The organism is Paenarthrobacter nitroguajacolicus (assembly GCF_051027655.1).
Lineage (GTDB): Bacteria > Actinomycetota > Actinomycetes > Actinomycetales > Micrococcaceae > Arthrobacter > Arthrobacter nitroguajacolicus.
In genome coordinates, this window is the sequence record NZ_CP073234.1 from 3652860 (window position 1) to 3675893 (window position 23034).

The following is a 23034-nucleotide window of genomic DNA, read 5'->3' on the forward strand; positions in this document are numbered from 1 at the left end:
ATGCACTCCTACTCCGGCGTATCCGTCAGCACACTCCGGCAAGCCAACTGCAACGCAAGCCGCGCTTCCGGGTCTTCCAGATTGATGGCAATGAGCGACTGGATTCGCCTGATGCGGTCGCTGACCGTGTTGCGGTGAACGTTGAGGATGGCTGCTGTTTCCGTCAATGAGGATTCGCAGTCCAAGAAAGTGGTGAGAGTCTTCAAAAGTTCCGGGCCGGACTTGAGCAGCGGAGCAAGGAGCTCGCGTGCAGCGGGCCTGAACGTATCCGTGCGGGTCCAGATCAGCAGCAGTTGGGCCATATCCAGCCTGTCCACGTGAACGAAATATCCCGAGTTTTCCCTGGCCCCGGCGATCCGTGCGGCATCGTTTGCTTCCTCGAGCGAGCTCACGATCCCTTCGGGTTGGGCTTGTAGCCGGCCCACTCCGAATTGCGTTGCAATCGTAGCGGCAAGATCCCGTTGGGCACGGCGCAGCGCACTGCTGACGCGGCTGACGTCCGCCGGCCCCGGCTTGGACGGGAAGCTGATCCATCCGGACCAACCGTCCGACTGCTCAACGGTTGTAGCCTGGATCTTCTCGCGCATCAACACACGGTCCAAATCCGGCTTTCGAGCCACAAGATCCACGGACTCGCGGGTGATCACGCGGAAAGCGATGTGGTAGCCGTCCAAAGTCCAGCCCAATTCGAGTGCTCTCGCCCGGAAGGACGGGGTAACGTCGCCAACGTCATCTATCAGCTGCCCCAGCAAAGCGATACGGTGTCGCGCGTCGCGTTCCCTCTCCAGCCGTTGCCGGGAGAGCAGCTCCGAAACCGCGATCGCCGCTACTTCCAAGGCTGAGCGAATGGCGGACCGCTCTTGATCCAGCGAGAGGCCGGTGACCACCCTGAGCCGCGGACTGTTCTCTTGATCCCTGTGGACCGGCGTCAGGATTTCCGCCGGCGAACCCGGCGAACCTGTCGTCGCCGGATCGGGTGGGCTGCCCTGTGAGTCAGCGGAAATCAGCTTTCCCGAAGGATCCACCAGCGTCACTTCATATCCGATCGCCACCCCAATCCGCTGCAGCAAATGACTGAGCGAGCCGTAAGGTGTTCGGCATTCGGATGCCACACGTGAGATCAACATGCCTTGAAGGTGGGCCGCCCCGGAGAGCAGCTCCTGCGCCGCCATGCCGAATTGCCAGGTGTTGCAGACTGACAGCACCACCATGCCCAAACGCCCGGCGAGCCTTTTCACATTAGGCGGCAACGCGCCGTCGTCGGTTGGCATTTTTACCGCAAGGGTCACGACGCCAGCCGCCGCCGCGAGCGCCAACAGCGCTTCAACGTCCCAGGACACGCCGGATGGCAGCGGCTCCAGAGGCAGCAAGATGCTGCCCTGCAGAACCAGCGCATCGCCGTCGAGGTTGCGACGTTCGCGGACCTGGCGATTGACGTCGGCGAGGGAACCGGTGAGGGCAATCAGCGACGATACGGTCTTATCGCCCTGTTCTCCGACGCTCTCTATTACGCCCGCGGGGAGATGGTTCATGACGGACCACAGCGGGATGGGAGGAATCACTCTGCCGCTCCCGTTCTCCTCGATGGTTACCTCCCATAATGCCACCGCCGCGCCACCAACTTTTGGTCGGAGGCGCGGCGGCGGGAGTCCGACGGCGGTCAGGCGCGGTAGCGCTCGATTGACTCTGTGTGTTCTTCCAGTGTCCCGTCCCATCTGTGCGAAGGGACGCCGTAGCCAAAGTACTCAGGTCCGGCCAGTTGGAGTCCCTCTGTGGTGTGCCAGCGGGGATCACTGGGCGCGGTCAGGATGCAGACCCGTTGCCCATAGCGCAGGTTCTCGGTGGTGACCGGTTCTGCGGATTCGGCGTCCACCACGATGATGAGGTCCGGCGTCGTAGTGACCACCGCGCCGTCCTTGGTGGCGAGCAGATGCTCGTTCTGGAAGTGGAGCGAAAGAACGGAGCCGGCATCAGACCCCATTCCTTCGATCATGGCTTGGCCTTTGGCGAAGCCGCCGGTGGTCTGGCGCTGTAAATCAGCCACCTTACCCAGATGAACAATGCGACCACTGAGCGTTTCCGCCAACACATCACAGGGGTTGAGGTTGTTGTGTTGCGCGTTGGCAACGGCATCGCCAATGGTGATGGCGAATGACATGGATCCGTCCACGAAACTCTCACGGGCCTGGGCGCCGGTCATCGCGTAGGTGCTGTTGAAGGCGTTGCAACCCATTTCGATTGAAGCCTGCCGGGCAAAGCGCTCCGCCCAAAAAGAGTCAATAGCCTCGATGACAAGGGTGTTTCCCTTCTCATCGACAAGGGCCATGGGAGTGGCGTGAATTCCGTACAGGGGTGCCATTCCCATCTGTATTTCCGGAAACGCCCGGCCGATCAGGTCGCCGTCGATCAGGGGAATTCCCAGCTGTGCCGCGGCAACGATTGGCAGCATCGAGTTCGAGCCGCCAATCTCCAGACATGCCGTGTGAGTGGCGGTCCGGTTCAAGGATGCGGCGAGCTTCTGGATGGTCAGGTAGAGGTTCTCCACTGTGTCGAGCTTCTCGACCGCAACCGTTGGGGCACCGATCGCGGCCACGGGAACAATGAAGGCGTCATCTGCCAAGTCCTCGAGGGACACCAGTTCCACGGGACCGAACTCTTCGATTGCCTGCTTTGCCAGGAGGGCACCGATGTAAGGATCGCCGCCTCCCCCGGTTCCCAGGATGGCCGCCCCGCGAGCCAGCGAGTCAATATCTTCTACAGTGATCCTCTTCAGCTTGCGGCGGTGTGTCACTTCCAGAGTCATTTCACTTTCCTAACGTGAGGTTGCCGGCTGCCTTGACCCGAACACGCATGGCGTTCCCGGGCAGGTAGGGAATGGGAATGGCTTCCTGCTCAACAATCGTCACTGTGTCCGGGTTGGCCCCGGCAGCAACAGCACGGTCCACGGCTTCCTGCCGCGCCGATTCCATCGCTCGCTTTTGGTCGCCGTCGGCGATGGAGGACACGCGGTCCACCTCGCCACTGATCTGCGCGATAGCGGCACCATAGGCGTTGGCGACGTCGAAGTTTGCGGGTCGGTGGATTGTTCCAAGGCCGTCCAGGTTGTCTGCCAGCAGGATGGAGCCACCGCCGACGGCGACAACCGGCAAAGGCGCGGACGAGGTCCGGATCCGGTCAGCAATGTCGGCGATGGTACGGTCGATCTGTTCCAGGGCTGACCGGACCACGGCGTCACTGATGTGGCTCACCAAAGACGCGTCACCGACGTCGGCCCTTCCGCTCCTGACGGCGATGTCCGTTGCCGTCAGGACAGACCCGCCAAAGACCAGCGACTCGTCGGTGAGACGGTACCCCACGGAATCCGGGCCCACAGTCCCTTGATCGGTCCGCACGCGGGACCCGCCGCCGAGGCCCGCGGAGAGGACGTCCGGCATCCGGAAGTTGGTACGCAGGCCCGCGAGCCGGACATGTGTGCTTGATTCGCGGGGGAAGCCGTTCACCAAAACGCCGACGTCGGTAGTGGTGCCACCGATGTCCACGATCAGGCAATCGGTGAAGCCGGAGAGCGCCGCCGCCCCGCGCATGGAGTTGGTAGGCCCTGAAGCGAAGGTGGCCACCGGGTAGCGGCGTGTGTATTCGATGTCCATGAGGGTGCCGTCGTTCTGGCTGACGTACAGGGGCGCAGTGATGCCCTGCTCCAGGACGGCCTTCGCCAAGCCGTCAACAATCCTGTTCGCCATTTCGGCCAGGGAGGCATTGACGATGGTGGCGTTCTCGCGCTCCAAGAGCCCAACCCTGCCGATTTCATGCGAGAGGGAAACGGGGAATTCCGGGCCGAGTTCTTCGCGGAGGATGGCCAGCGTACGCTGCTCGAATTCGTCGTTGACAGGCGAGAAGACGCTGGAAACGGCAACGGAACGGATGCCGTGTGTGGCGATATCCGCAGCGTGCCGCCGAATTTCGTCGGGGTCAAAGGGGCTGATGGCGCGGCCGTCGAACTCGTGACCGCCATGGGCCATGTAGGCGCGGCCCTTGACTGCTTTGGTGAGGGTGTCAGGCCAGTCCGTGAACGGCGGCAGCGAAGCCGTGGCGGGCAGACCCAGGCGAATTGCAGCGGTTGGGCTGAGGTCCCGGGCCTCGATGAGGGCGTTGATGAAATGCGTGGTTCCGATCATCACGCCACGGATGTGCGCCGGGCTGAAGCCGTTCAGTTCCTTGAGTGCGGTGAGCACCTGGGTGATGCCGCTGGTGACATCCTTCGTGGTGGGTACTTTGGTGGTGGCGAGCACCTGCCCGCCGTCCAGCAGCACGGCGTCTGTATTGGTGCCGCCGACGTCAATGCCGATTCTCAGGCTACTCATGGTGCAGTTACCGATTCTTCCTTCGTGGTGGGTTCAATGGTTGGTTGGGTGTCGCCGTAGGACCGGAGGAGGTTCAGTTTCCCGGCGATGATGTACAGGATGAACGCCGCGGCCAGGGAGTTCAGGGCAGGGAGCCCAAAGGTGACGTAGTAGCCCAGTGCCGCCGAGATCGTCCAGATAACGAAAGTGGCAGGGATCCAGTTGGGCGATTTGGCTGGCGGAAGTCCTGAGTCGCGGTTTGCTTCAAGGAGGGGCCGCCATTTCTTGACGACGAAGTACTCGGCCATGATGATGCCGGCGACCGGCGGAAAGACGACGCCCAGCACCATGAGGATGTCTATGAACTTGTCCAGGATGCCGATTGCCGCCAGCACGCTTCCCATCACACCCAGCAGCAGGGTCACGTGTCCCCGGTTCAGGCGTTTGTTCATGGCGCTGTTGAAGAACGACACGACGCCGAGCCCGGCACTGTAGAGGTTCCAGTCGTTGATCTTGGATGTGCCAAGCACGATGATCAGGATGCCCACCCAGCCCACCGAGGAGAAGATGATCTGTGTGACGTCCGCCGTCTTTACGGCGTGGGCCAGCAGGACTCCGATCATGCCGATGGTGTAGTTGCCGAGTGTCATGCCGACGACGGTCTGCTTGACTACGTCGCCAGCTGTCCGGTTGTAGCGGGTCATGTCGGGCGTAATGACTGCCCCGAGTACTGCGCTTCCAGCAACAATGGTGGTAGCGGTGACAAAATCCAGTGCTGGGCCCGGAGGGGCATCGTTGATGAGCTGGCCGATGGAGTGGTTGCTCAGTTCTGCCCACGCCGCCCAGCCGATCAGGATCATGAACAACGGCACGGTGATATTGGCCAACCACTGCATTGATTCGAAGCCCCGGACCACAATCAGCGTGACCACAAGACCGAAGCCCAGCGACCAGGCCCATGCCGGAACTTCAGGGACGATTTGGTTCAAGCCAGCGCCGGAGATGGCTGATTGGATGCCGAACCAGCCGATGAGGCTGATGCAGATCGCCAGGCCAAGTACTGACGCGCCGCCGCGGCCGAAGCCAGTCCAGCGGGCAAGCATGGACGTTGTGAGGCCTTGGCGCATGCCGGCGATGCCGACAAAAATCATGAGTGCTTCCACAATCAAGGCGCCAACGGTGAAGGCCCAGAAGGCGTCCCAGAAGGTCATTCCGAAGCCAAAAGTTGCCCCAAGAAGAAACTGGCTCAGGTCAGAAGTCTGACCAAAGCGTTGGACCGCGATGCCGAACCAGTGCTTCCGCTTCGTTGCGGGGACCCTGGTGATGGAGTAGTCATCGTGCCCTGTGTCGGAGGTGGACATGACATGCATTCCTTTCGAGTGATTCACTTCACAGTATCCGTGGAGCACTCGAGGGTCATTGGGCAATGTGCAGTCCTTGCGGCGCTGGATCATGCAGGTTGCACAGCCTTCAGTAGCCTCGATTCAGTAGCGGGTTCCGGCGTCGCCTCCGCTAACGAGCCAAAGACCACTCGGCCATGAGGTCAACAGCCGTGGTGAAGGCGTCGAGGCGTGGTCGGTTCAGGAAAGCGTGCCGGGTCCCGGGGAGCGTGTGCTGCTCGACGTCGGCTCCCGCGCTTAGCAGTTCGGCAGCGAATCGGTCACCCGATGCGCGCATGGCGTCGCGATCTGCATTGATCATCAGCGTCGAAGGGAAGCCGTCCAGATCGTGGCCTCCCGGGAACGCGTAGCGGTCATACAGCGCCGCTCGTGTGCCCGCGTAGTTACGGTTCACGGCGTTCAGAACCAACCGGGAGTGTGTCAGCCGGCGGTGATCGCGAACCCGTCGTTGGATCTCACGGGACGCAGTGTGCGAGGAGTGAAAAAAGCCGTAGGCAAGGATGACACCCGTAGGTGCTGGGCCCATGTCGAGAGCTTGGAGTGCTGCTGCGGCTGCAAGGCAGGCCCCGGCGCTTGCACCACCAAGGACCACCCCTCCTGCAGACTGGCTGCTAACACTTCGAAACGCCGTCAAGAGGTCTTGCACCGGGAGGGGAAACCGTCCCCGGGGCCGCATGTCTCCCCTGCGGATCCAAGAGAGCCCCGGAACCGGAGCAAGGCGATAATCGACCGTGACCACCGGCAGTCCTCGTTGAGCAAGCGCCCGGGCCACATCGTGTGCTTCAGGCTGATCGAGACCACCAGAGAAGAAGCCGCCGCCATGCGCCCAGACTAACGTCGGAAGTCCTGTCATCTCCGAATCTTTGCCTGCCGGGTAGTACCAGCGCATGGGGACTGGATGGTGCCCGGTCACGGAATGGCGAATCGTTGGTTCATTTACACCGCTAAAGGACACCGCCATGCCCTCGACCCTAGCTTCAACCGCGCTCAACGACGCACTCGTTCGCGGGTGCTGCGAAGGCCACGGTGAAATCCCCGTGGAACCGCCCGTCCGGCCAGGGGTTGCAGGGAACCTTCCGAGTCGCCCGTACTCCACGCTGCCACGCATTTAACACGCACGAGCTACGGCTTAAACCACAGCAGTTAGGGTTGGATGTGGCGCCTCAAAGCATCCAGGGTGGTCTCCGGTGAGGTGTTGAAGCAGAACGGGATGCCGGGCGACTCTGCGCTACAAGTGTTGATCACGCGCTCGAAGAGTTCTGTGTAATCCGGGACCATCCTGATGCCGCCGCCGACCATCACCAGACCAAACCGATCACGCGAGAACGCTGCACGGATCTCCGATTCGGCCTCGTCCGGTGAAGTTCCAATGAGGCAGGACACAGCATCAAATCCCGCGGCGATGGTCGCCCCGAAGCCAGCCTCGATCCGCTCGGTCATGATGGCTTCATCGAGGCCGGGAGGCAGCTTGCTGTAGTCGAGGGCACTGGCACGGATACCGATCATCAGGATTCGAGTCATGCCGCTCACTGTGCCACGCGGCGTTTCCGTCTTCAACAACGGTGAATGAGATCGTCGACCTCAAACGATTCATCCACAAAGAAGCCCCACCCGGTTCATCCGGCTGGGGCTTCTCTTATGCCAGCCTCAGCTGGCTACACGACGTCCTTGCTGCGACTGCGGCATGGTGTTGGAATACTGAACTCTTCCGCCCGATCGAGCCATGTCCACCTTGGAAGTGTGTCTGATCGGGGCAGCGATAGGTTTCGCAACCGGAGGCAGCTTCATTTCAGAAAGGCGCTTCACGGTAGGTGAAGTCTCCCGGTTCAGTTGCTGGTCGAGTGTGACCTTGAGACGTGCCGCGAGAATCTCGCGGCGCAACTTCTTGAACACCTGTTCTTTGCGTGCTCGGTTTCTATCTATCTGCGGAGCCATTTGCCTCCTCTCGCTCGTTCCGGGACTGATTCTTGTCCTCATTGTCTCCCTTATCAGAAGACTCGTCTACGTTGTAGAAACTCCGAACAACAGCCAATTCTTCCTCGTCGAGACCTTCAAGATGAGCGGCCTCCCGGATAAGTTCTTCAATGCTAGCGTCCTGCATCTCCGTATCAGTGACTTCCCACACTGCATCGAGAAGTTCTTTGTCTTTGAGGCTGGCCAGCTCACTGCGAGCCAAGAGATCAAGCATCCCGGTTCCGTATGCGTTCATCGCTTCATTTTCCGGTTCAGCAGCAGCTTCCAGAGCCCACTGAGTCCTACGCCACCATTCACTACGTGCATCAGCCTCGCGTTTCTGTCGCAAGTTTCTAGCATCGCTACGAACCGTGACCTTCAGAGCCTTCTGCTGCTGTTTTAAAGACCGCCAGCCAATCCAGAAAGCCAACCCAGCGGCCAAAAGTGCAGCCCATGACCCGAAGGCTGCTACGTGTTCCCACCACTCTTTGGCAGAGGCTACCGGCTTCAGGCTTTCCAGTGCCGTAACAACCTTGTCAACTATCTCCTGTATTTGTTTCTCGTCCATATAGCCGGCGCAGCTGCGCTACTTCTCCTCGTCGATGAGCTTGGCAATCGCATCGGCAATCAATTTTTAGCCTCAGAACTTACGGGGCCCAAGGTCCTGGCCTCGGAGTTCAATATGCCATTTAGTCGGAAACACTATCAACAGAACAGCGACCGCGCGGCCGAATGCCGTAGTTGTCCACAACCCAGAAACGTATCACCTGCACACGGGCTGACGTTGAGCCGTCTGCGGCTGATGGCTAGTCCCACGTTGCCTGCGATGACGGTAACAATGGCCGCCAAGAGGGCGGCCGGATGCTCCGGCCGCCCTCTTTCAGCGAAAACTACTTCGTAGTCAGCATGTTCCAAAGAATCAGGTCGTGCGCGTGCCGGGCTTTGTCGTCACCGCGGAAATCGGCTTCTTTAATGCTTCCCCCGGTATCTATGCCAATGCTCGACGTAGAAGCGAACCGGCCCATCATCGATTTGTTGGACAGCATGGAGACGGACCGGATGTTCTTGTACGGCACGGATACGACGGCGAGCTTGTTGCCAACAAAGCTCTTGTCTTGCAGGATGACACGCATGTTCGTGATCCCGACGAAGCCGGTACCAACACCGATGCAGTCATACACCGCATAGACTATTTCGCCCTGCAGGAGACCTGCCCTGATTTGCTCGAGTTGCTCGGGCTTGTCGTGAATGACGTTGCTCAAAGTTTTGCCTTCCCGCGTCAGTCGCGAAGGGGAACGCCCTTGGCGTCCCTCCGGAAGTACTCAGCACCGGCAAGGATCATAATGCCCTCCACGAGGCCCCAAAGACCCACCAATCCGAACGTGAAGATGCCCAGCACTACCGTGAGAACCAGCTGGATGACACCAATAGTGGTGTAGCCCAGATAGAAGCGGTGGATGCCGAGGCCGCCCAGGAAGATTCCCAAAAGGCCGGCGGCGATCTTCGACTTGGGCTGAGGGTAGCCGTAGGCCATGTTGGGCTGAGGCGGCTGCGCCCCGTACCGAGGCTGCTGGGGCACCTGCGGTTGCGCGTAGTACTGAGGCTGAGGCGGCTGGGCGCCGTACTGCGGCTGTGGAGGCTGCGGTTGCGCGTACTGCGGCGGCTGAGCGGAATAATCCGGCTGCTGCGGCGCCGGAGGCTGGTTGCCCTCCGGAGTATCAGGATTGTTGTCGGGGTGCGGCTGTGTCATGGGGATGCCTTTCGGAGAATGTTGATCCAGCCCAAGGTGGAGGGCATCGACAGTCTTCAACAAGATCCCCAACATCCATGTGCCGATCATCAGTCTGACGGACGCAGCCCCGCCACGCCACAACTAAACCATGTTCTTTATCTGTCGGTCCCCGCGGGTAGCATCCGAGAGAATGCGCTGCTCAGAGCGCACACAATCGAATATGGGGAACCCAGATGCCCAAGGCACTTTCGTGGTTGGCGGCACTTTCGCTGACCGCGTCGGCGGCTGTCTTTATGCCGCAAACCGCTATGGCCGCAGAAACGGCAAGCGTTTCAACACTTTTCTCGTCCTTATCCGTCACCACTGAAACTAACAGCGGCTACGACCGCGATCTCTTTCAGCATTGGATAGATGCCGACGGCGACGGCTGCGACACACGCTCCGAGGTGCTCCAACTGGAGTCACTGTCGCCGGTGACGTTCGGCTCGGGCTGCACCGTAGCCACAGGGCAGTGGAACTCCTGGTACGACGGCGGCACCTGGACTGTTGCGTCCGACGTCGACATCGACCACATGGTTCCCCTCGCCGAAGCCTGGGGTTCCGGCGCGAGCGCCTGGACAGCCGAGCAGCGGCGCGACTACGCCAACGACGTCACCTTGGACGTGGCCCTCGAAGCCGTGACAGACAACGTGAACCAGTCCAAGAGCGACCGCGATCCAGCAGAATGGATGCCACCGCTGGCCGGAAGCGCCTGCGAATATGTCACGGACTGGGTGCTGGTGAAATACCGCTGGCAGTTGACCGTTGATGCAGCCGAATCCGCAGCAATTTCCTCCACCTTGCAGGGCGGCTGCGGAACCAACGTGGTCCCCGTGCCGACCATCGCTGTTGAATCCACACCCGTTGATCCGGGCCCCATCACTTTCAGTGACGTCAGCGGCTCCACCCAATTCAACGTGGAAATTTCCTGGCTCGCTTCCCAAGGCATTTCCACCGGTTGGGTGGAAGCCGACGGTAGCCGGACCTATCGGCCGCTGAATGCCGTAAACCGCGACGCCATGGCGGCCTTCCTGTATCGCCTGGCCGGCAAACCTACCTTCACTCCCCCGGCGACGTCGCCTTTCACCGACATCACGCCGTCGAGCCAGTTCTACAAGGAAATAACCTGGCTCGCGGCAAGCGGCATCTCCACAGGATGGACGGAGCAGGACGGTTCCAAGACCTACCGTCCACTTAGCCCGGTCAACCGCGACGCCATGGCTGCCTTCCTGTACCGGTTCGGGGGCAATCCCGCGTTCTCGGCACCGAGCACCTCACCGTTCGTGGACGTCCAGGTCGGAAGCCAGTTCTACCAACAGATCACCTGGCTGGCATCGCAGGGCATCTCCACTGGTTGGGACATTGGCTACGGCTGCCGTGCCTACAACCCGGTTCAGCCGGTGGCCCGCGACGCCATGGCCGCGTTCATGTACCGCTTCGTCAATGGTGGCACCGGCGGAATCACCGGGAACAATTGTTCCCCTCCGCCGCCGCCGGTTACGCCGCAGCCCCCGGCCAACCCTGGTGACACCAAGAACTGCACGAGTTTCAGTACCTGGCAGGCCGCCCAAGCTTGGTTCGACACCTACTACCCGTGGTACGGCGACGTCGCGCGACTTGACTCCGACGGCGACCGCATCGCCTGCGAGTCCCTGCCCGGCCACCCGTAACAGCAATACGACGGCGGGTCCCGGCTTTTGATGCCAGGACCCGCCGTGCACTACACAAACGGGCAGTATTTCCCATCCATTTATGGCGTTCCAGCTATCGGCCCAGGGCGCCATGCTAGATGCATGCCCCCTCTTGAGCTTGGATCAGACTCCTGGCCGAATCCTTTGCGGGATCCGCGGGATCGGCGCCTGAATCGTATTGCCGGGCCGTCGTCGTTGGTGTTCTTCGGAGTCACTGGTGATCTTGCCCGTAAGAAGCTGATGCCGGCGGTCTATGACCTTGCTAATCGTGGCCTGTTGCCGCCGAGTTTCGCGTTGGTCGGTTTCGGACGTCGTGAGTGGGATAACGCGGATTTCGCGGCCGAGGTCAAGGAAAACGTGAAGGCCCATGCCCGGACGAAGTTCGATGAAGCGGTGTGGGAGCAGTTGGCTTCGGGTATTCGTTTTGTTCGGGGCGAGTTCGACGACGATGACGCTTTCGAGCGTCTCGGTGATGTGCTCGATGAGCTGGATGAGACCCGTGGCACCCGGGGTAATCATGGTTTCTATTTGTCGATCCCGCCGAAGGCGTTCGAGCAGGTGTGCCGGCAGCTCTCCAAGCACGGCCTGGCGCAGGCCAAGCCGGGTCAGTGGCGTCGTGTGGTGATCGAGAAGCCGTTCGGGCATGACTTGGAGTCGGCCCGGCAGTTGAACGACATTGTGGAGTCGGTGTTCCCGGCTGATGCGGTGTTCCGGATTGATCATTATTTGGGGAAGGAGACGGTGCAGAACATTCTGGCGTTGCGTTTCGCGAACCAGTTGTTCGAACCGCTTTGGAACGCCAATTACGTGGATCATGTCCAGATCACCATGGCCGAGGACATCGGCACGGGCGGGCGTGCGGGCTATTACGACGGTGTGGGTGCTGCCCGTGACGTGATCCAGAACCACTTGCTGCAGTTGCTGGCGTTGACCGCGATGGAAGAACCGATCTCGTTTAATGCCGATGATTTGCGGGCGGAGAAGGAAAAGGTCCTCGCAGCGGTCAAACTGCCCGAGGACCTGTCCACCCATTCGGCGCGTGGTCAGTTCACCGGCGGGTGGCAGGGCGGGGAGGAAGTCCTCGGGTATTTGGATGAGGACGGGATCCCGGCTGATTCGAAGACCGAAACTTATGCTGCGATCCGGGTGGATATCAATACCCGCCGGTGGAATGGTGTGCCGTTCTACCTGCGTGCCGGTAAGCGCCTGGGCCGGCGGGTGACCGAGATCGCGGTGGTGTTCAAGCGGGCACCGAACCTGCTCTTCCGTGACCACAACGATGATGACTTCGGTCAGAACGCGGTGGTGATCCGGGTCCAGCCCGACGAGGGCGCCACGATCCGGTTCGGGTCCAAGGTCCCTGGCACGCAGATGGAAGTCCGTGATGTGACCATGGACTTCGGCTACGGGCACTCCTTTACCGAGTCCAGCCCCGAAGCCTACGAACGTCTCATCCTGGACGTGCTGTTGGGCGAACCGCCGCTGTTCCCGCGGCACCAGGAAGTGGAACTGTCCTGGAAGATCCTGGACCCGTTCGAGGAATACTGGGCCGGGCTCGATGAACAACCGCAACCCTACGCACCGGGCAGTTGGGGGCCGGCCTCGGCCGATGCCCTGCTGGCCCGTGACGGACGAACCTGGAGAAGGCCATGATCGTAGATCTTCCCGATACCACCACCTCCAAGATCTCCAAGAAGATCATGTCGCTGCGCGAACAAGGCGGCGTGATTGCCTTGGGGCGTGTGCTGACGTTGGTGGTGGTGACTAAGTCCGGGCAGGAAGAAGACGCCATCGAGGCAGCCAACGAAGCCAGTAGGGAACACCCCTGCCGGATCATCGTCCTGGCCGATGCAGGCGTTGAAGGACCGGACCGGCTCGACGCGCAGATCCGTGTTGGTGGCGACGCCGGCGCGTCCGAGGTCATCGTCCTGCGCGGGCACGGGCACATGGCCCACGAAAGCGAATCCCTCGTCGCGGCCTTGCTCCTCCCCGACGCACCGATCGTGGCCTGGTGGCCGCACGGCGCCCCGGAAAGCGCGTGCGAGACATCCATCGGCCGGATCGCGCACCGCCGCATCACCGACTCAGCCAACGAACCGGACCCGAGGCGCGCTCTGGAGAACATCCGTGCCACCTACAAAGCCGGCGACACCGACCTCGCCTGGACCCGCCTGACCAACTGGCGCATGCAACTCGCCGCCGTCTTCGACCACGTCGACGCCCAGTCCGTGACCGCCGTCGAGGTTCAAGGCGCCTCCGATTCTGCCAGCACCCACCTCTTGGCAGCGTGGCTTAAGAACTCCCTGAACGCTCCCACCACCGTGGTGGAAGGAGAGCCAGGGATGGGCATCCGCAGCATCAGGCTCCGCCGCGATAACGGGGATGTCCAACTGTCCCGGCCGGGTCAATCAGGGGTGATTCTGACCCAGCCGGGACAGCCCGCACAACGCATCACCCTCCCCCGCAGAAGCCTCAAAGACTGCCTCGCGGAAGAACTGCGGCGCCTCGACCCCGACGAGGTCTTCGGAGAAGTGATCGGCGCGAGGCGTGCTTAGATCATCCCGCCGCGCGCGCCGATGATCAGTTCCAAGGACCGGAGCACAGCGAACGGTACAACGCCGCTGGTGCGCGGGTTTTGTGGCGATACTTTATTGCAGATTTCAAAGCGGTAATTCCCGCTGTTTCCGGAAGCTTCGATCAAGTGCGTCGTCAGCTCAGCCGCCGGGTCAGCTCTCACAGAGACCGCCACAGCGTCCCAGTCGTCTACCGCGAGGGCGACGGCGGCTGCCACGTTGAGCGACTTGGGGAACAATTGAGTGGCTCGGGCGGCGGACCCGGCAAAGATCTCGATGGGGCCGGCAGTATTCCGAATGCGATCAGCCTCAACCTCGTCCATCCACGGCTGAATCAGGGAACCCGGCAGCTTGGTTGTGGTTATCCTGACGGCGTCGTACCCCGTTGCGCGGGCGCCCGACGCCAACAGGTCCAGGCCACCAATGGAGCCCGGGGTCAAGAAGAGCCTGCCAGGGCCTGCGGCCGACAACCGCTGTGAGAGGTGTGGGTCCGCAAGCGCCCCGAGTGATGTAGCGAGCAGGTCTACGCCCGCGGAAAGCACAGCCTCGCCATGCTCAACCAAGACCTCTTGCCCAGCACATTCAACCAGGAGGTCACAGCGCTCCAGCGCTTGTTCCATCTCAAGCTGCGGTGCCGGCGCGTTGTCGATGGCGCTGCGGCAAATGATCCCCTCAAGGGTGGCCCCCTTGACCTTTCCAGCTGCAATGTCAGCAGCAACACGAGCCCCAATGGCTCCATGTCCGATGATTCCGATCCTGCGGGCTCCTGGCTTCATTCGATTCCTTGCTTGATGGAGTGGATGGACGAACCCGCGCCGTGATCTAGACGTTCAGCGTAAGTTCGTCCGCGGAGGAAGCCTTCGGGTCGTAGGCGACGATGGAGGCTTCAGTTTTTTTCAGTAGCAACGCCAGTTGTTCGATCTCCTTGGAGGTCAGGCCGGCGAGCATGTTGCGCTGTGTTTCCAGATGCTTTGAAATGACCTCGTCAATGAGCTCTTTGCCATGGTCCGTCATCTGGGCGTAGACCACCCGACGATCCTCCTTCGACCGAACCCGCTCGATGAGGTTTTGTTCCTCCATACGGTCCAGCCGGAAGGTAATGCCGCCGGTGGTCAGCATCGACGAACTGGCCAGTTCACCAGCAGTCTTCCGGTGCGGAGGGCCGGAACGACGCAAGTTCGCCAAAACATCAAAGGATGCCAACGTGAGCCCGAACTCCTCATAGTTCACATCCTGCACAGCTCGCTGCCGTGCCACGAGGCTCTGCAAGCGGCCAAAGACGCCGATGGTCCTGGGATCAAGGTCCGGGCGTTCGCGGTGCCAGTCCTCAATAATGGCGTCCACGGCGTCCGTGTCTGTGTCTGTGTTCCGCGATTCGGTGGTCATGCGCAATCTCTCCTTCATTCGGTCTAAGCATCTTAACACTGAGCTTCCCAACGAACGCGGCAATCTTGAGCACTTTCCACCAGCATCTTGCAGCGGCTCTTATTATATCTTAGTCTTGAGATAGTTAGAGCCGAGGGAGCTAGAAGTCATCTCGGCTTTTGCGAACCCAGACAATAACCAATCCGAGAGAGGTCCATCATGAGCGACGTTATCGAAAGCAAGTTACCGGAACTTGAGGAGCTGATTGATTCGGCCATCGCCTCCCGTGAGAGCCGGGTTGTTGACTTCAATACCCTTAAATTCCAGACCAAAATGGGTGAAAAATTCCGACGCGGACAGGTCCGCTACATCGGTTCCGGAGCTACCGGAGACCACTCTGACGACAACAACATCCTCCAGGCGGAGCACTTCACCTTTTCCAACATGGTGCTGCCCGCCGGATGCGTAGGTCCTGAGCACACGCACCCGGACGTCGAAGAGGTGTTCTTTGTCCTCGAAGGAGAGGTGGAGTTCAGCGTGCACGACGTGGAAGACGGCAACAAGAAAGCAAGCCGCGTACTCGGCTACCGCGATCTGATCCGCGTCCCGGCAGGCGTTCCCCGGAGTTTGCGCACCGTCAGCGACGTTGACGCAATCATCTGCGTTATCATCGGCGCCAAGAAGCCGGAGATCCCGTTCTACCCGCCCACCTCGGAGATGTACGGCGTGACCCGCTAGATCTTCGAGAACCCGGGGACCGGCTGATGTGGCCGGTACCCGGGTTTTGTTTTGCTGAATTATTTGGGTGCTCAACGAAAAGAGCCTGCAGCTCGAAGAGTTACGAGCTGCAGGCTCCTTGGGCTAAACGACTCCCTCTGAGAGAATCGCGGCCTGTTTCTGGGCATCGGCATCGTGGACCCTGCGGATCCTGGCTACTCCAAGATCGTGCTGATACAAGTGCTCATCCTTGTCCGCATCTGCAGCCAGCGCCTCCAACAGTTCCCGGTCCTGTTCCAGGACCACCCAGTGCTTTTCTTCAAGGGTTGTCTTGTACATGAATCGCCAAACGTCCCGTTCCCAGTCTGAAACGGTCCGGGTACGCCAGTGGAAAACGGCGGAGGTATGGGCATCGATAGGAGTGGACATTCCTACGATGCCGAACGAGCCCCCGGGGCCTGCCGAATCGGCATACGGGATCTCCAGGTCCACGTAGTCCATGGCTTCACGGCAGTACTCCACCCAGTCAAAATTCTTGCCACGCTGGTCCGTTTTCTCGAAGAAGAATCCACGATCGGTCTCGCGGATGCGGAAACGGGCACTGGTATCACCGCCAAACATGGAATGCGAGTCACGGTGGAGGAACGCGCCGTGCATCGGGTCCAGGACGTTGTCCATGTAGAAACGCCACGGACTATTCCATTCAGCGTAGTTTGAGAACCATGAAACCTCGGGGTTGTCCAGGCGATCGGGCAGCTTGAACGCCGTCACCACGGAGTCCTCAGTCAATGGCATGAAGGCAAAGATCATGTCAGCGCCTTCCTCCACAGCCAGCGATGCTGTGACTGTCTTACCCTCAAGCGCGCAGCCGGGCATCCCCGGAACCGAAACCACGGTACCGCGGCCGTCCACCTGAACGCCGTGGTACTTGCATGCCACCCGGTCCCCCAGGTGTTGGCCCACGGATAACGGGGCGCTGCGGTGGGGACAGCGATCCTCCAGCATTCGGATTTGCCCCCTGGCATCGCGGAACAGGAGCCAATCCACGCCCAGCCGTCGGACCTTAACCATGTCGCCGGGACCTACAAACCGGGACGGGTAGATGGGATACCAGCGATCCCTCAGTCCCGTCGCGGCCAGTTCTGCGGCATCGAGTTGGCGCCGGGTGCCGACGACGGTTTTGATCTTGGCCCTGCCGGCCCTGGCCCCGGCGGCGGCGCTTGCTGTTGCAGTTGCAGTTGCAGTTGCAGTTGTCATGTCCTACTCTCCCAGTCGTCGCATTTCGGAACGGAATCGGGTTTCATCCCACGGTTCACCGTCCGGGGCGTTAAGGCCCAGATTGTTCAACCCCGAGATGATGGCCGGCAGCTCGTGGCTACCACTGGCGAAAATCTCGGACAGGGCTCCGGCGAGCTTCAGCTCATAAGGATTGGCAGGACCCACCCGGGACTGGTTGGCATCAAGATATTGCTCAGGCACTGTGTTCCTCCTGCGTTTCGGTGACGGTGCGCAGACCTTCAGCGATGTTCATGAATGACCTGCTCCACTCGTTGAATGAGTGGGATCGGCTCTGGTGTGCCGGAACGGCAGTGTTGTCGATGATGACAAAAACCCCGTTCCTGATTCCCCCTGCGATGCTTTGCGGTATGGAGATATCGGCGTCCAGGTCAGGGGCGGCGGCAATGACCAAGGACGGCGCCAGCACTCGGCGAAGCGTGGGCACGAACCCCTCAACCGACGTGTCCACCAAGGGGTCGCCCAGGATGACACTCTTGACCTGCTCCGGATGTAGTGCAGCGAGCATGATGGCCCCGTACGCAGCTGTTCCGCTGGCAAGGATATGAGCTGGACCAGCTGTTGACTCGTAGAGGGCCGACGACGCCGCTTCTACCCACTCATCCATTTGGCCGGGCGGCCCGGTGACGTCGAAGTTAACGCCGTTTCGGGGTTCCCAGGCACGGGCCCCCAAAGCGTCAAGCTGTTGGGCAAACCATTCGCCTGCTCCCTCGCCGCCGTGCAAGCACACGACGTCGTGCTGTGGCACCACTTCGTCGGGCTCATGGTCCGGGCGCGGATCTACTTCCGTACTTGATTTCATGTGCTCTCCTGCTCCTCTACTGATGTGGTGTTGGAATATGCACCGGCGGAACAAACGCACCCGGTACGGGATCCAAAGCGGTGACATCGATCTCGATCACCGCGGGCCCCCGCACCGCGAGTGCTTCCACCAAGGCCCCATCAAAGGAGCCGGGGCCGCGCACCCGCCAGAACGGCAAGTTCAGTGACTGGGCGAGCAAGGCAAAGTCCGGCGTATGCAGGTTGACTCCTGCCTCCGCGAAGCCGTTGGCTTTCTGCATGTTGCGCAGCACACCATAGCCGCCGTCATTGAAGACCAACACCACGCACCAGACCCCTGAACCTGCAAGGGAAGCAAGTTCACCAAGGTGAACGGCCAGTCCGCCGTCACCGGCAATAACTACCGTGGGAACGTCCGGGCGGGCACAGGCTGCCCCAATGCCCATGGCCAACCCTTGGCCGATGCCGCCTCCCAGCGGAAAAATGTTTGTTTCGCGGGAGTACATCTCCAGCAGGCGGTTACCCCACTGGCTGGAGGGGATGGTCACATCACGTGCAACAACGGATTCCCGATCCAGGCGCTCCCTGAGGCTGTGGCAGATTTCGGCATACCCACCGATGTACTCAGTCAATGTGGCCCGTACCTCGAGGCGTACATCGAGTACCCGCTGCGGCCACTCTGCGTCTACCGAATGGCTACCCAACTGGCCGACGAGCGCCTCCAGAATTTCCCGGGAGTCGCCCACCAAGCCCACAGTGGCCGGATACACCCTGCCCACGGCCTCAGGATTTAGATCCAGCTGAATGTGAGTGGCAGGCAATTTGAGCGAATAGTGCTGCGTCTCGTTGGAACGGAAGTGCGTACCAACACTTAGCAACACATCAGACTCTTCGATCAGCCGGACGGCGGCGGGAGTGGTAGCAAAGTTCCCGATGACCAGATGGTCATCTTCCGGAACCACGCCCCGTCCCGAGTTGCTGGTCAGGAGTCCTGCGCCGAGGTGGTGGAGCAGAGCCGCAAGTTCCTTATCCGCGCCGGCCGCTCCTCCGCCTGCCCAGATGAGCGGGCGCTTGGCACCTGCCAGGAGCCGAACCGCTTCGGCAACGGAATCGGCGTCGTAATCCGGTAAAGGCTTCACCTGGGCGTCGATCGGGCGCTGATCATCCGGGTGGGCCAGGTACTGCAAATCAGTAGGCCACTCGATGCTGGCCGGTGTGTGAGGCGAGGAGAGCAGGTGTGCGATTGCCTCCTCCAGGTCCGCCTCCGCATCCTTGCCATTAAAAATGGTGCGTGCATAGCCGGAGACCGCATGGAGCATCTGCAACTGGCGCGGGACCTCATGGATGACTCCACGGTTGCTGCCCATGAATTCGCTGTCGATCTGGCCGGTAATGTGCAGCACGCGGCTGCCCGCGGTGAGCGCCTCCACCATGGAACCGGCGGCGTTGCCGGCGCCTGTACCGGTGCTGGTCAGGGCAATTCCGATTTTTCCGGAGGCGCGGGCATAGGCGTCGGCTGCGTTGACTGCGGCGGCCTCGTGGCGGACGGCCACGAAGTTCAGCTCCCTGTCCACTGCCTCAACGAGGGGAAGATTATGGATGCTGATCACCCCGAAGGCCGTATCGATGCCGTGCCGACGCATGACGCGGACCAGGACGTCACCGCCTGTTGGCCCCCTTGGGACCGTTGCTGCTTGTGTCACTGACATATCTGGATCTCTTTCATGATGAAGTTCCGCTGGCTAGACATAGCGCCCAACGCCACCGCCGACGTCGATGGTTGCTCCTGTGGTGTATCCGCTGAGGGGCGAGAGCAGCGAGACAATATGGAAGGCCACCTCCTCAGCCGTGCCGAAACGGCCCAGCTTGATGCCGCGGTTGGCGGCGATTTCTGCGCTCCAGGCCTCGTAGTCGAGTTCCGAGCCGGCTTCCTCGAAGCGTCGCCGCCACTGGCCGGTATCCACCAGTCCGAGCAGCACTGAATTCACCCGTGTTCCCTCTGTTGCCAGGTCTTCGGCAAGGGAATGGGTGAGGTTCAACAGCGCTGCGCGGGCAGCTGAGGTGGCAGCCAGGCGCAACTCCGGCTGCCGGGAAAGGATCGCGTTGACGTTGACCACCGAGCCGTGAGGTGAGGCATTCAGGGCAGACCTGGCGGAACGTACCATGTTCAAAACCCCGAAGATCTTCAGGCTGAACTCATCACGCAACTGCTGGTCCGTGGTGTCCTGGAGTGTTGCCATCAAGGAACGGCCGGCATTGCAGACCAGACCATCAACCGCGCCAAACCGGTCCAATGTGCCGCCGATAAAGGTGTTGGTGGCATCTTGATCCGTGACGTCGCACGAAGCGAGGTAAATCGAGTCATTGTCCGCCCACGAGAATTCGTCGAACGCGTCGGACAATCGGCCGGCGTCACGCGCACAGGCAGCAACCCGGGCACCTTCGCTCAGCAAATATCGGGCAGTGGCAAGGCCGACGCCGGAGCTCGCCCCGGTGACAACCACCGTGCGGTCCTTCAGTTGCAGGTCCATGTTTGGAACTCCTTGTTAGTGTTTTTCTCCGCTGCAGGGCGGTTCAGAGGCTTCAGCGGCTTCAGTGGCTCATGACGAAGCCGCCATCCACCACGATGGTCTGGCCGGTGATGAAGCTTGCAGCATCCGACAACAGGAACTGGACGGCGCCTGATACGTCCTTGGGTTGTTGCTCCCTTGGCAGCACGCGGTTCTCTTCATAGAGGCGGTAGCGGGAGGCCGGCACTGACTCGGTAGCTTCCACCCGGGTGAGGCCCGGAGCAACCGCATTGACGCGGACACCGGCCGGTCCCGCGTCGCGGGCCATTGTCCGGGTCATCGCCAGGACCGCACCTTTTGATCCGACATAATGGACCAGCCGCGGAGAGCCATAAAGCGCTGCGTCTGATGCGATGTTGACAATGGACCCTGCATGGCTTTGTGCCAGCTGGGGGTAAAGGTGTTTGCTGACCAGCCAGGTCCCATAGGCATTGACGGTCATCACCCTCTGGAAGAAGTCTTCGTCCAGCTCCCAAAAAGTGTCACCACCGACACCGTCGGCCAGTGCCGCATTGTTGACCAGCGCATCGGCGCCGCCCAGCCGCTGGACCGCGGAGGCCAAGTCCGCCACCGAGGCTTTGTCGGCGATGTCGGTGACGATTGCCGTGGCGTCGAAGCCCTGTCCGCACAATGTTGCGGCAGCTTGCCCGGCGAGGTCCGGGTTCTTCTCGGCAATGACTATCCGGTCTCCGCTACCTGCCAGCCGGTGGGCGATGTCGAAGCCAAGTCCCCGCCCGGATCCGGTAACTACCACGAGGCGCGTCACCGAAGGTCCTCCCAGAAAGCAAGGATGGCAGCGGACATCTCCATCGGCTTTTCCTGCACTGCGGCGTGCCCTGCACCGGGAATGATGCCCAGCGTGGCACCGGGGATGTTCTCTGCAAGGACCCTGGATTCCGCCACGCCCGTGATCACGTCGTCCTGGCCCACTAAGACCAGCGCCGGGATTTGGAGCCGAGGCAGCAGGTCCGTGGTGTCACACTGCGCCATCATGGTGGCGGCTGAGGCAAATCCGGACAGCCGGACTGCAGCCATGTCCGCGCGTACGGCTTCGGCCACCCACGCCGGGGCTGACGGGGAAACCAGTCTTGCTGCCCGTCGGGCCGCAAGGATTTCGGGACCGACGGCGGCCAGTTCCGGAACGCGCGCCAGCATGCGTTGAGCTGCGGTCCGGGTAATTCCCGAACCACGGGTGCTGTCCGCCAGCACAATGGAACGCACTGCCTCAGGTGCCTGAGCGGCTATCCGGGTGGCGATCACGCCTCCCCAGGACGTGCCGATCAGGTGGGCAGGACCAACATTCAATGTGGCCAGGATGTCCAACACCAAAGCTGGATGATCCAAGCCTTCAGGTGGAGCTGATGATTCGCCGTAACCGGGGGCATCCCAGCAAAACGTCTGGAATCCGTGTGCGCTCAGCAACTGAGCCAGGGCACCACAGGATGACGCGGCGCCTCCGATGCCGTGCATGAGGAAGACAGGAATGCCTTCCCCGCGAATAACGAGGGAGACCCCATGGACAGTTTTCCGGCGTTCGGCAACAGTCGACGCTGTGTCGGTGGCTGGCGGCAAGGAGCTGCTACGCATGGGCTTTTTCTGCGGCAGGAGTTTCCGGCATGGAGAAGTAGTCCTCACGTCCAGGGACCACCAGCGACTTATACCCGCTGTCCGGAATGCCGGCCATGGCGCTTCGGACCGCGGTAGTGGGCGGACCTGCAGTTCCCCACTGGTCGGACAGTTCAGGCGTACGCTCCCAAGTGCGGCACAACCAACTGTCCTCGTCCACCTGGGCTACTTCGGAGGTATATTCGCAAACCAGGCCCGAGGGGTCTGTGAAGTAGGAAAACGTGTTGTCACCCGGCCCGTGACGGCCCGGCCCCCACTGTGGCGCGATGTTGTGCCGTTTCAGGTTGCCGATGCCGCGCATGAAGTGATCAATGCTCTGCATCTCGTAAGCCACATGATTGACCGAGGTCCAGGGAGCCTGGTTGAACGCGATGGCATGGTGCTCGCTGTTGCACCGCAGGAAGGCCATCTGGTGCTCGGACCAATCTGAAATCCGCATCCCCAGCACCTGCGTATAAAAGGCCGTTGCGCGGTCAATATCCACGGTATTGAGCACCACATGGGCGATCTTGCGTGGAAGCGCCCGCCGACCTGCGGGCTCCTGGCTGACAACCGCGTGGACGTCGGCCGACAGCTCCACCAGCCTGCCTTCGGGGTCTACCAACTGGAGACCGTAGCCTCCCGCAGCATCATCCAAAGGTCCGGGCTCACGAAACAGCGGAATCCCCAGGACGGTGAGTTTGGTGGCTGCACGGTCAACGTCCTGCGGCGTGGCCAGGGCGAAAGAGACCCCGCCCAAGGCATTCTGCTCGCCTCTTTCCAGCCTCAGGATGTGGTGTTCGGATCCGGTTCCGCGGAGCCAGAACTTGTCAGTGTCCTCCTCCACGGTGGAAAGGCCCCAGACTTCATGGTAGAAATCCCTGGCTGGCCGAGTGTCGGGCACTTTCAGGGACACAGAACGCAGCGACCGCAGATTGCAGACAGGCTCTGCTGAGAAATAGTTCATGGGAAT

24 protein-coding genes and 1 pseudogene are annotated in these 23034 nt (G+C 61.1%); 5 read left to right on the forward strand and 20 right to left on the reverse strand.

The features are described from left to right. Positions 1-8: 8 nt before the first annotated feature. The 10 genes from KCX59_RS17250 to KCX59_RS17295 all read right to left on the reverse strand — a co-directional run bounded on the left by KCX59_RS17250 (position 9) and on the right by KCX59_RS17295 (position 9443). Positions 9-1562 carry a PucR family transcriptional regulator gene (locus KCX59_RS17250; protein WP_179016653.1) on the reverse strand — a complete coding sequence of 518 codons (1554 nt, stop codon included), beginning with the start codon at positions 1560-1562 and terminating at the stop codon, positions 9-11. Between the two features lie 98 nt (positions 1563-1660). Then, positions 1661-2803, reverse strand: coding sequence for a DUF917 domain-containing protein (locus KCX59_RS17255; RefSeq protein ID WP_179016652.1), 1143 nt, complete (start codon positions 2801-2803; stop codon positions 1661-1663). A 1-nt stretch (position 2804) separates the two neighbouring features. Then, positions 2805-4361 (reverse strand): hydantoinase/oxoprolinase family protein, encoded by a 1557-nt coding sequence (locus KCX59_RS17260; RefSeq protein WP_256871312.1) that lies wholly within the window; start codon positions 4359-4361, stop codon positions 2805-2807. Beyond that, on the reverse strand, positions 4358-5701 hold the full coding sequence (locus KCX59_RS17265; protein WP_179016651.1) for a purine-cytosine permease family protein: 1344 nt from the start codon (positions 5699-5701) through the stop codon (positions 4358-4360). The genes KCX59_RS17260 and KCX59_RS17265 overlap by 4 nt, the downstream gene beginning before the upstream one ends. A gap of 151 nt (positions 5702-5852) precedes the next feature. Continuing rightward, positions 5853-6848: an alpha/beta hydrolase gene (locus KCX59_RS17270; protein ID WP_434122507.1), complete on the reverse strand. Its 996-nt coding sequence runs from the start codon at positions 6846-6848 to the stop codon at positions 5853-5855. A gap of 35 nt (positions 6849-6883) precedes the next feature. Further along, complete coding sequence (locus KCX59_RS17275) at positions 6884-7261, reverse strand: hypothetical protein (protein ID WP_179016649.1); 378 nt, start codon at positions 7259-7261, stop codon at positions 6884-6886. 126 nt (positions 7262-7387) lie between these two features. Beyond that, the gene (locus KCX59_RS17280) at positions 7388-7675 is read right to left on the reverse strand and encodes a hypothetical protein (RefSeq protein ID WP_179016648.1); all 288 of its coding nucleotides are present in this window, start codon (positions 7673-7675) and stop codon (positions 7388-7390) included. After that, the gene (locus KCX59_RS17285; protein ID WP_179016647.1) at positions 7656-8261 is read right to left on the reverse strand and encodes a hypothetical protein; all 606 of its coding nucleotides are present in this window, start codon (positions 8259-8261) and stop codon (positions 7656-7658) included. Before KCX59_RS17285 ends, KCX59_RS17280 begins: the two co-directional genes overlap by 20 nt. A gap of 322 nt (positions 8262-8583) precedes the next feature. Further along, entirely contained in the window at positions 8584-8955 is a 372-nt protein-coding gene (locus KCX59_RS17290; protein WP_178997589.1) for a PH domain-containing protein, read from the reverse strand. A 17-nt stretch (positions 8956-8972) separates the two neighbouring features. Beyond that, positions 8973-9443 carry a TM2 domain-containing protein gene (locus KCX59_RS17295; protein ID WP_218648866.1) on the reverse strand — a complete coding sequence of 157 codons (471 nt, stop codon included), beginning with the start codon at positions 9441-9443 and terminating at the stop codon, positions 8973-8975. A 554-nt stretch (positions 9444-9997) separates the two neighbouring features. Between KCX59_RS17295 and KCX59_RS17300 the strand changes: the two are divergent. From KCX59_RS17300 to KCX59_RS17315, 4 genes and pseudogenes are all read left to right on the forward strand, one after another. Further along, positions 9998-10195 (forward strand): annotated as a pseudogene (locus tag KCX59_RS17300) (GmrSD restriction endonuclease domain-containing protein); the annotation flags it as partial. A gap of 288 nt (positions 10196-10483) precedes the next feature. After that, positions 10484-11134 carry an S-layer homology domain-containing protein gene (locus KCX59_RS17305; protein WP_434122668.1) on the forward strand — a complete coding sequence of 217 codons (651 nt, stop codon included), beginning with the start codon at positions 10484-10486 and terminating at the stop codon, positions 11132-11134. A 123-nt stretch (positions 11135-11257) separates the two neighbouring features. Further along, positions 11258-12808 (forward strand): glucose-6-phosphate dehydrogenase, encoded by a 1551-nt coding sequence (zwf, locus tag KCX59_RS17310; RefSeq protein ID WP_179016644.1) that lies wholly within the window; start codon positions 11258-11260, stop codon positions 12806-12808. Further along, positions 12805-13710 (forward strand): glucose-6-phosphate dehydrogenase assembly protein OpcA, encoded by a 906-nt coding sequence (locus KCX59_RS17315; RefSeq protein WP_178995697.1) that lies wholly within the window; start codon positions 12805-12807, stop codon positions 13708-13710. Before zwf ends, KCX59_RS17315 begins: the two co-directional genes overlap by 4 nt. Here KCX59_RS17315 and KCX59_RS17320 read toward each other — a convergent pair. Further along, on the reverse strand, positions 13707-14504 hold the full coding sequence (locus KCX59_RS17320; protein WP_178995699.1) for an aspartate dehydrogenase domain-containing protein: 798 nt from the start codon (positions 14502-14504) through the stop codon (positions 13707-13709). The two genes, KCX59_RS17315 and KCX59_RS17320, sit on opposite strands and share 4 nt — an antisense overlap. A 46-nt stretch (positions 14505-14550) precedes the next feature. Then, on the reverse strand, positions 14551-15114 hold the full coding sequence (locus KCX59_RS17325; protein WP_256870743.1) for a MarR family winged helix-turn-helix transcriptional regulator: 564 nt from the start codon (positions 15112-15114) through the stop codon (positions 14551-14553). Between the two features lie 198 nt (positions 15115-15312). Between KCX59_RS17325 and KCX59_RS17330 the strand changes: the two genes are divergently transcribed. Continuing rightward, a complete protein-coding gene (locus tag KCX59_RS17330) occupies positions 15313-15831 on the forward strand; it encodes a cupin domain-containing protein (RefSeq protein ID WP_011774625.1) in 519 nt (172 codons plus the stop codon). Positions 15832-15954: 123 nt separating this feature from the next. Here KCX59_RS17330 and KCX59_RS17335 read toward each other — a convergent pair whose 3' ends face one another. The 8 genes from KCX59_RS17335 to KCX59_RS17370 all read right to left on the reverse strand — a co-directional run bounded on the left by KCX59_RS17335 (position 15955) and on the right by KCX59_RS17370 (position 23028). Further along, positions 15955-17067 (reverse strand): Rieske 2Fe-2S domain-containing protein, encoded by a 1113-nt coding sequence (locus KCX59_RS17335; RefSeq protein ID WP_179016694.1) that lies wholly within the window; start codon positions 17065-17067, stop codon positions 15955-15957. Between the two features lie 3 nt (positions 17068-17070). Beyond that, positions 17071-17289, reverse strand: a complete 219-nt coding sequence (locus KCX59_RS17340) for a recombinase-like helix-turn-helix domain-containing protein (RefSeq protein WP_091470632.1) — start codon at positions 17287-17289, stop codon at positions 17071-17073. Next, positions 17282-17908, reverse strand: coding sequence for an alpha/beta fold hydrolase (locus KCX59_RS17345; protein ID WP_179016695.1), 627 nt, complete (start codon positions 17906-17908; stop codon positions 17282-17284). Before KCX59_RS17345 ends, KCX59_RS17340 begins: the two co-directional genes overlap by 8 nt. Positions 17909-17924: 16 nt before the next feature. Next, positions 17925-19595 (reverse strand): thiamine pyrophosphate-binding protein, encoded by a 1671-nt coding sequence (locus tag KCX59_RS17350; protein ID WP_179016696.1) that lies wholly within the window; start codon positions 19593-19595, stop codon positions 17925-17927. A gap of 33 nt (positions 19596-19628) precedes the next feature. After that, complete coding sequence (locus tag KCX59_RS17355) at positions 19629-20417, reverse strand: SDR family oxidoreductase (RefSeq protein WP_179016697.1); 789 nt, start codon at positions 20415-20417, stop codon at positions 19629-19631. 61 nt (positions 20418-20478) lie between these two features. Further along, on the reverse strand, positions 20479-21222 hold the full coding sequence (locus KCX59_RS17360) for a 3-oxoacyl-ACP reductase family protein (RefSeq protein WP_179016698.1): 744 nt from the start codon (positions 21220-21222) through the stop codon (positions 20479-20481). Continuing rightward, a complete protein-coding gene (locus KCX59_RS17365) occupies positions 21219-22043 on the reverse strand; it encodes an alpha/beta fold hydrolase (protein WP_179016699.1) in 825 nt (274 codons plus the stop codon). The genes KCX59_RS17360 and KCX59_RS17365 overlap by 4 nt, the downstream gene beginning before the upstream one ends. Further along, positions 22036-23028 (reverse strand): VOC family protein, encoded by a 993-nt coding sequence (locus KCX59_RS17370; RefSeq protein ID WP_179016700.1) that lies wholly within the window; start codon positions 23026-23028, stop codon positions 22036-22038. The genes KCX59_RS17365 and KCX59_RS17370 overlap by 8 nt, the downstream gene beginning before the upstream one ends. Positions 23029-23034: the final 6 nt, after the last annotated feature.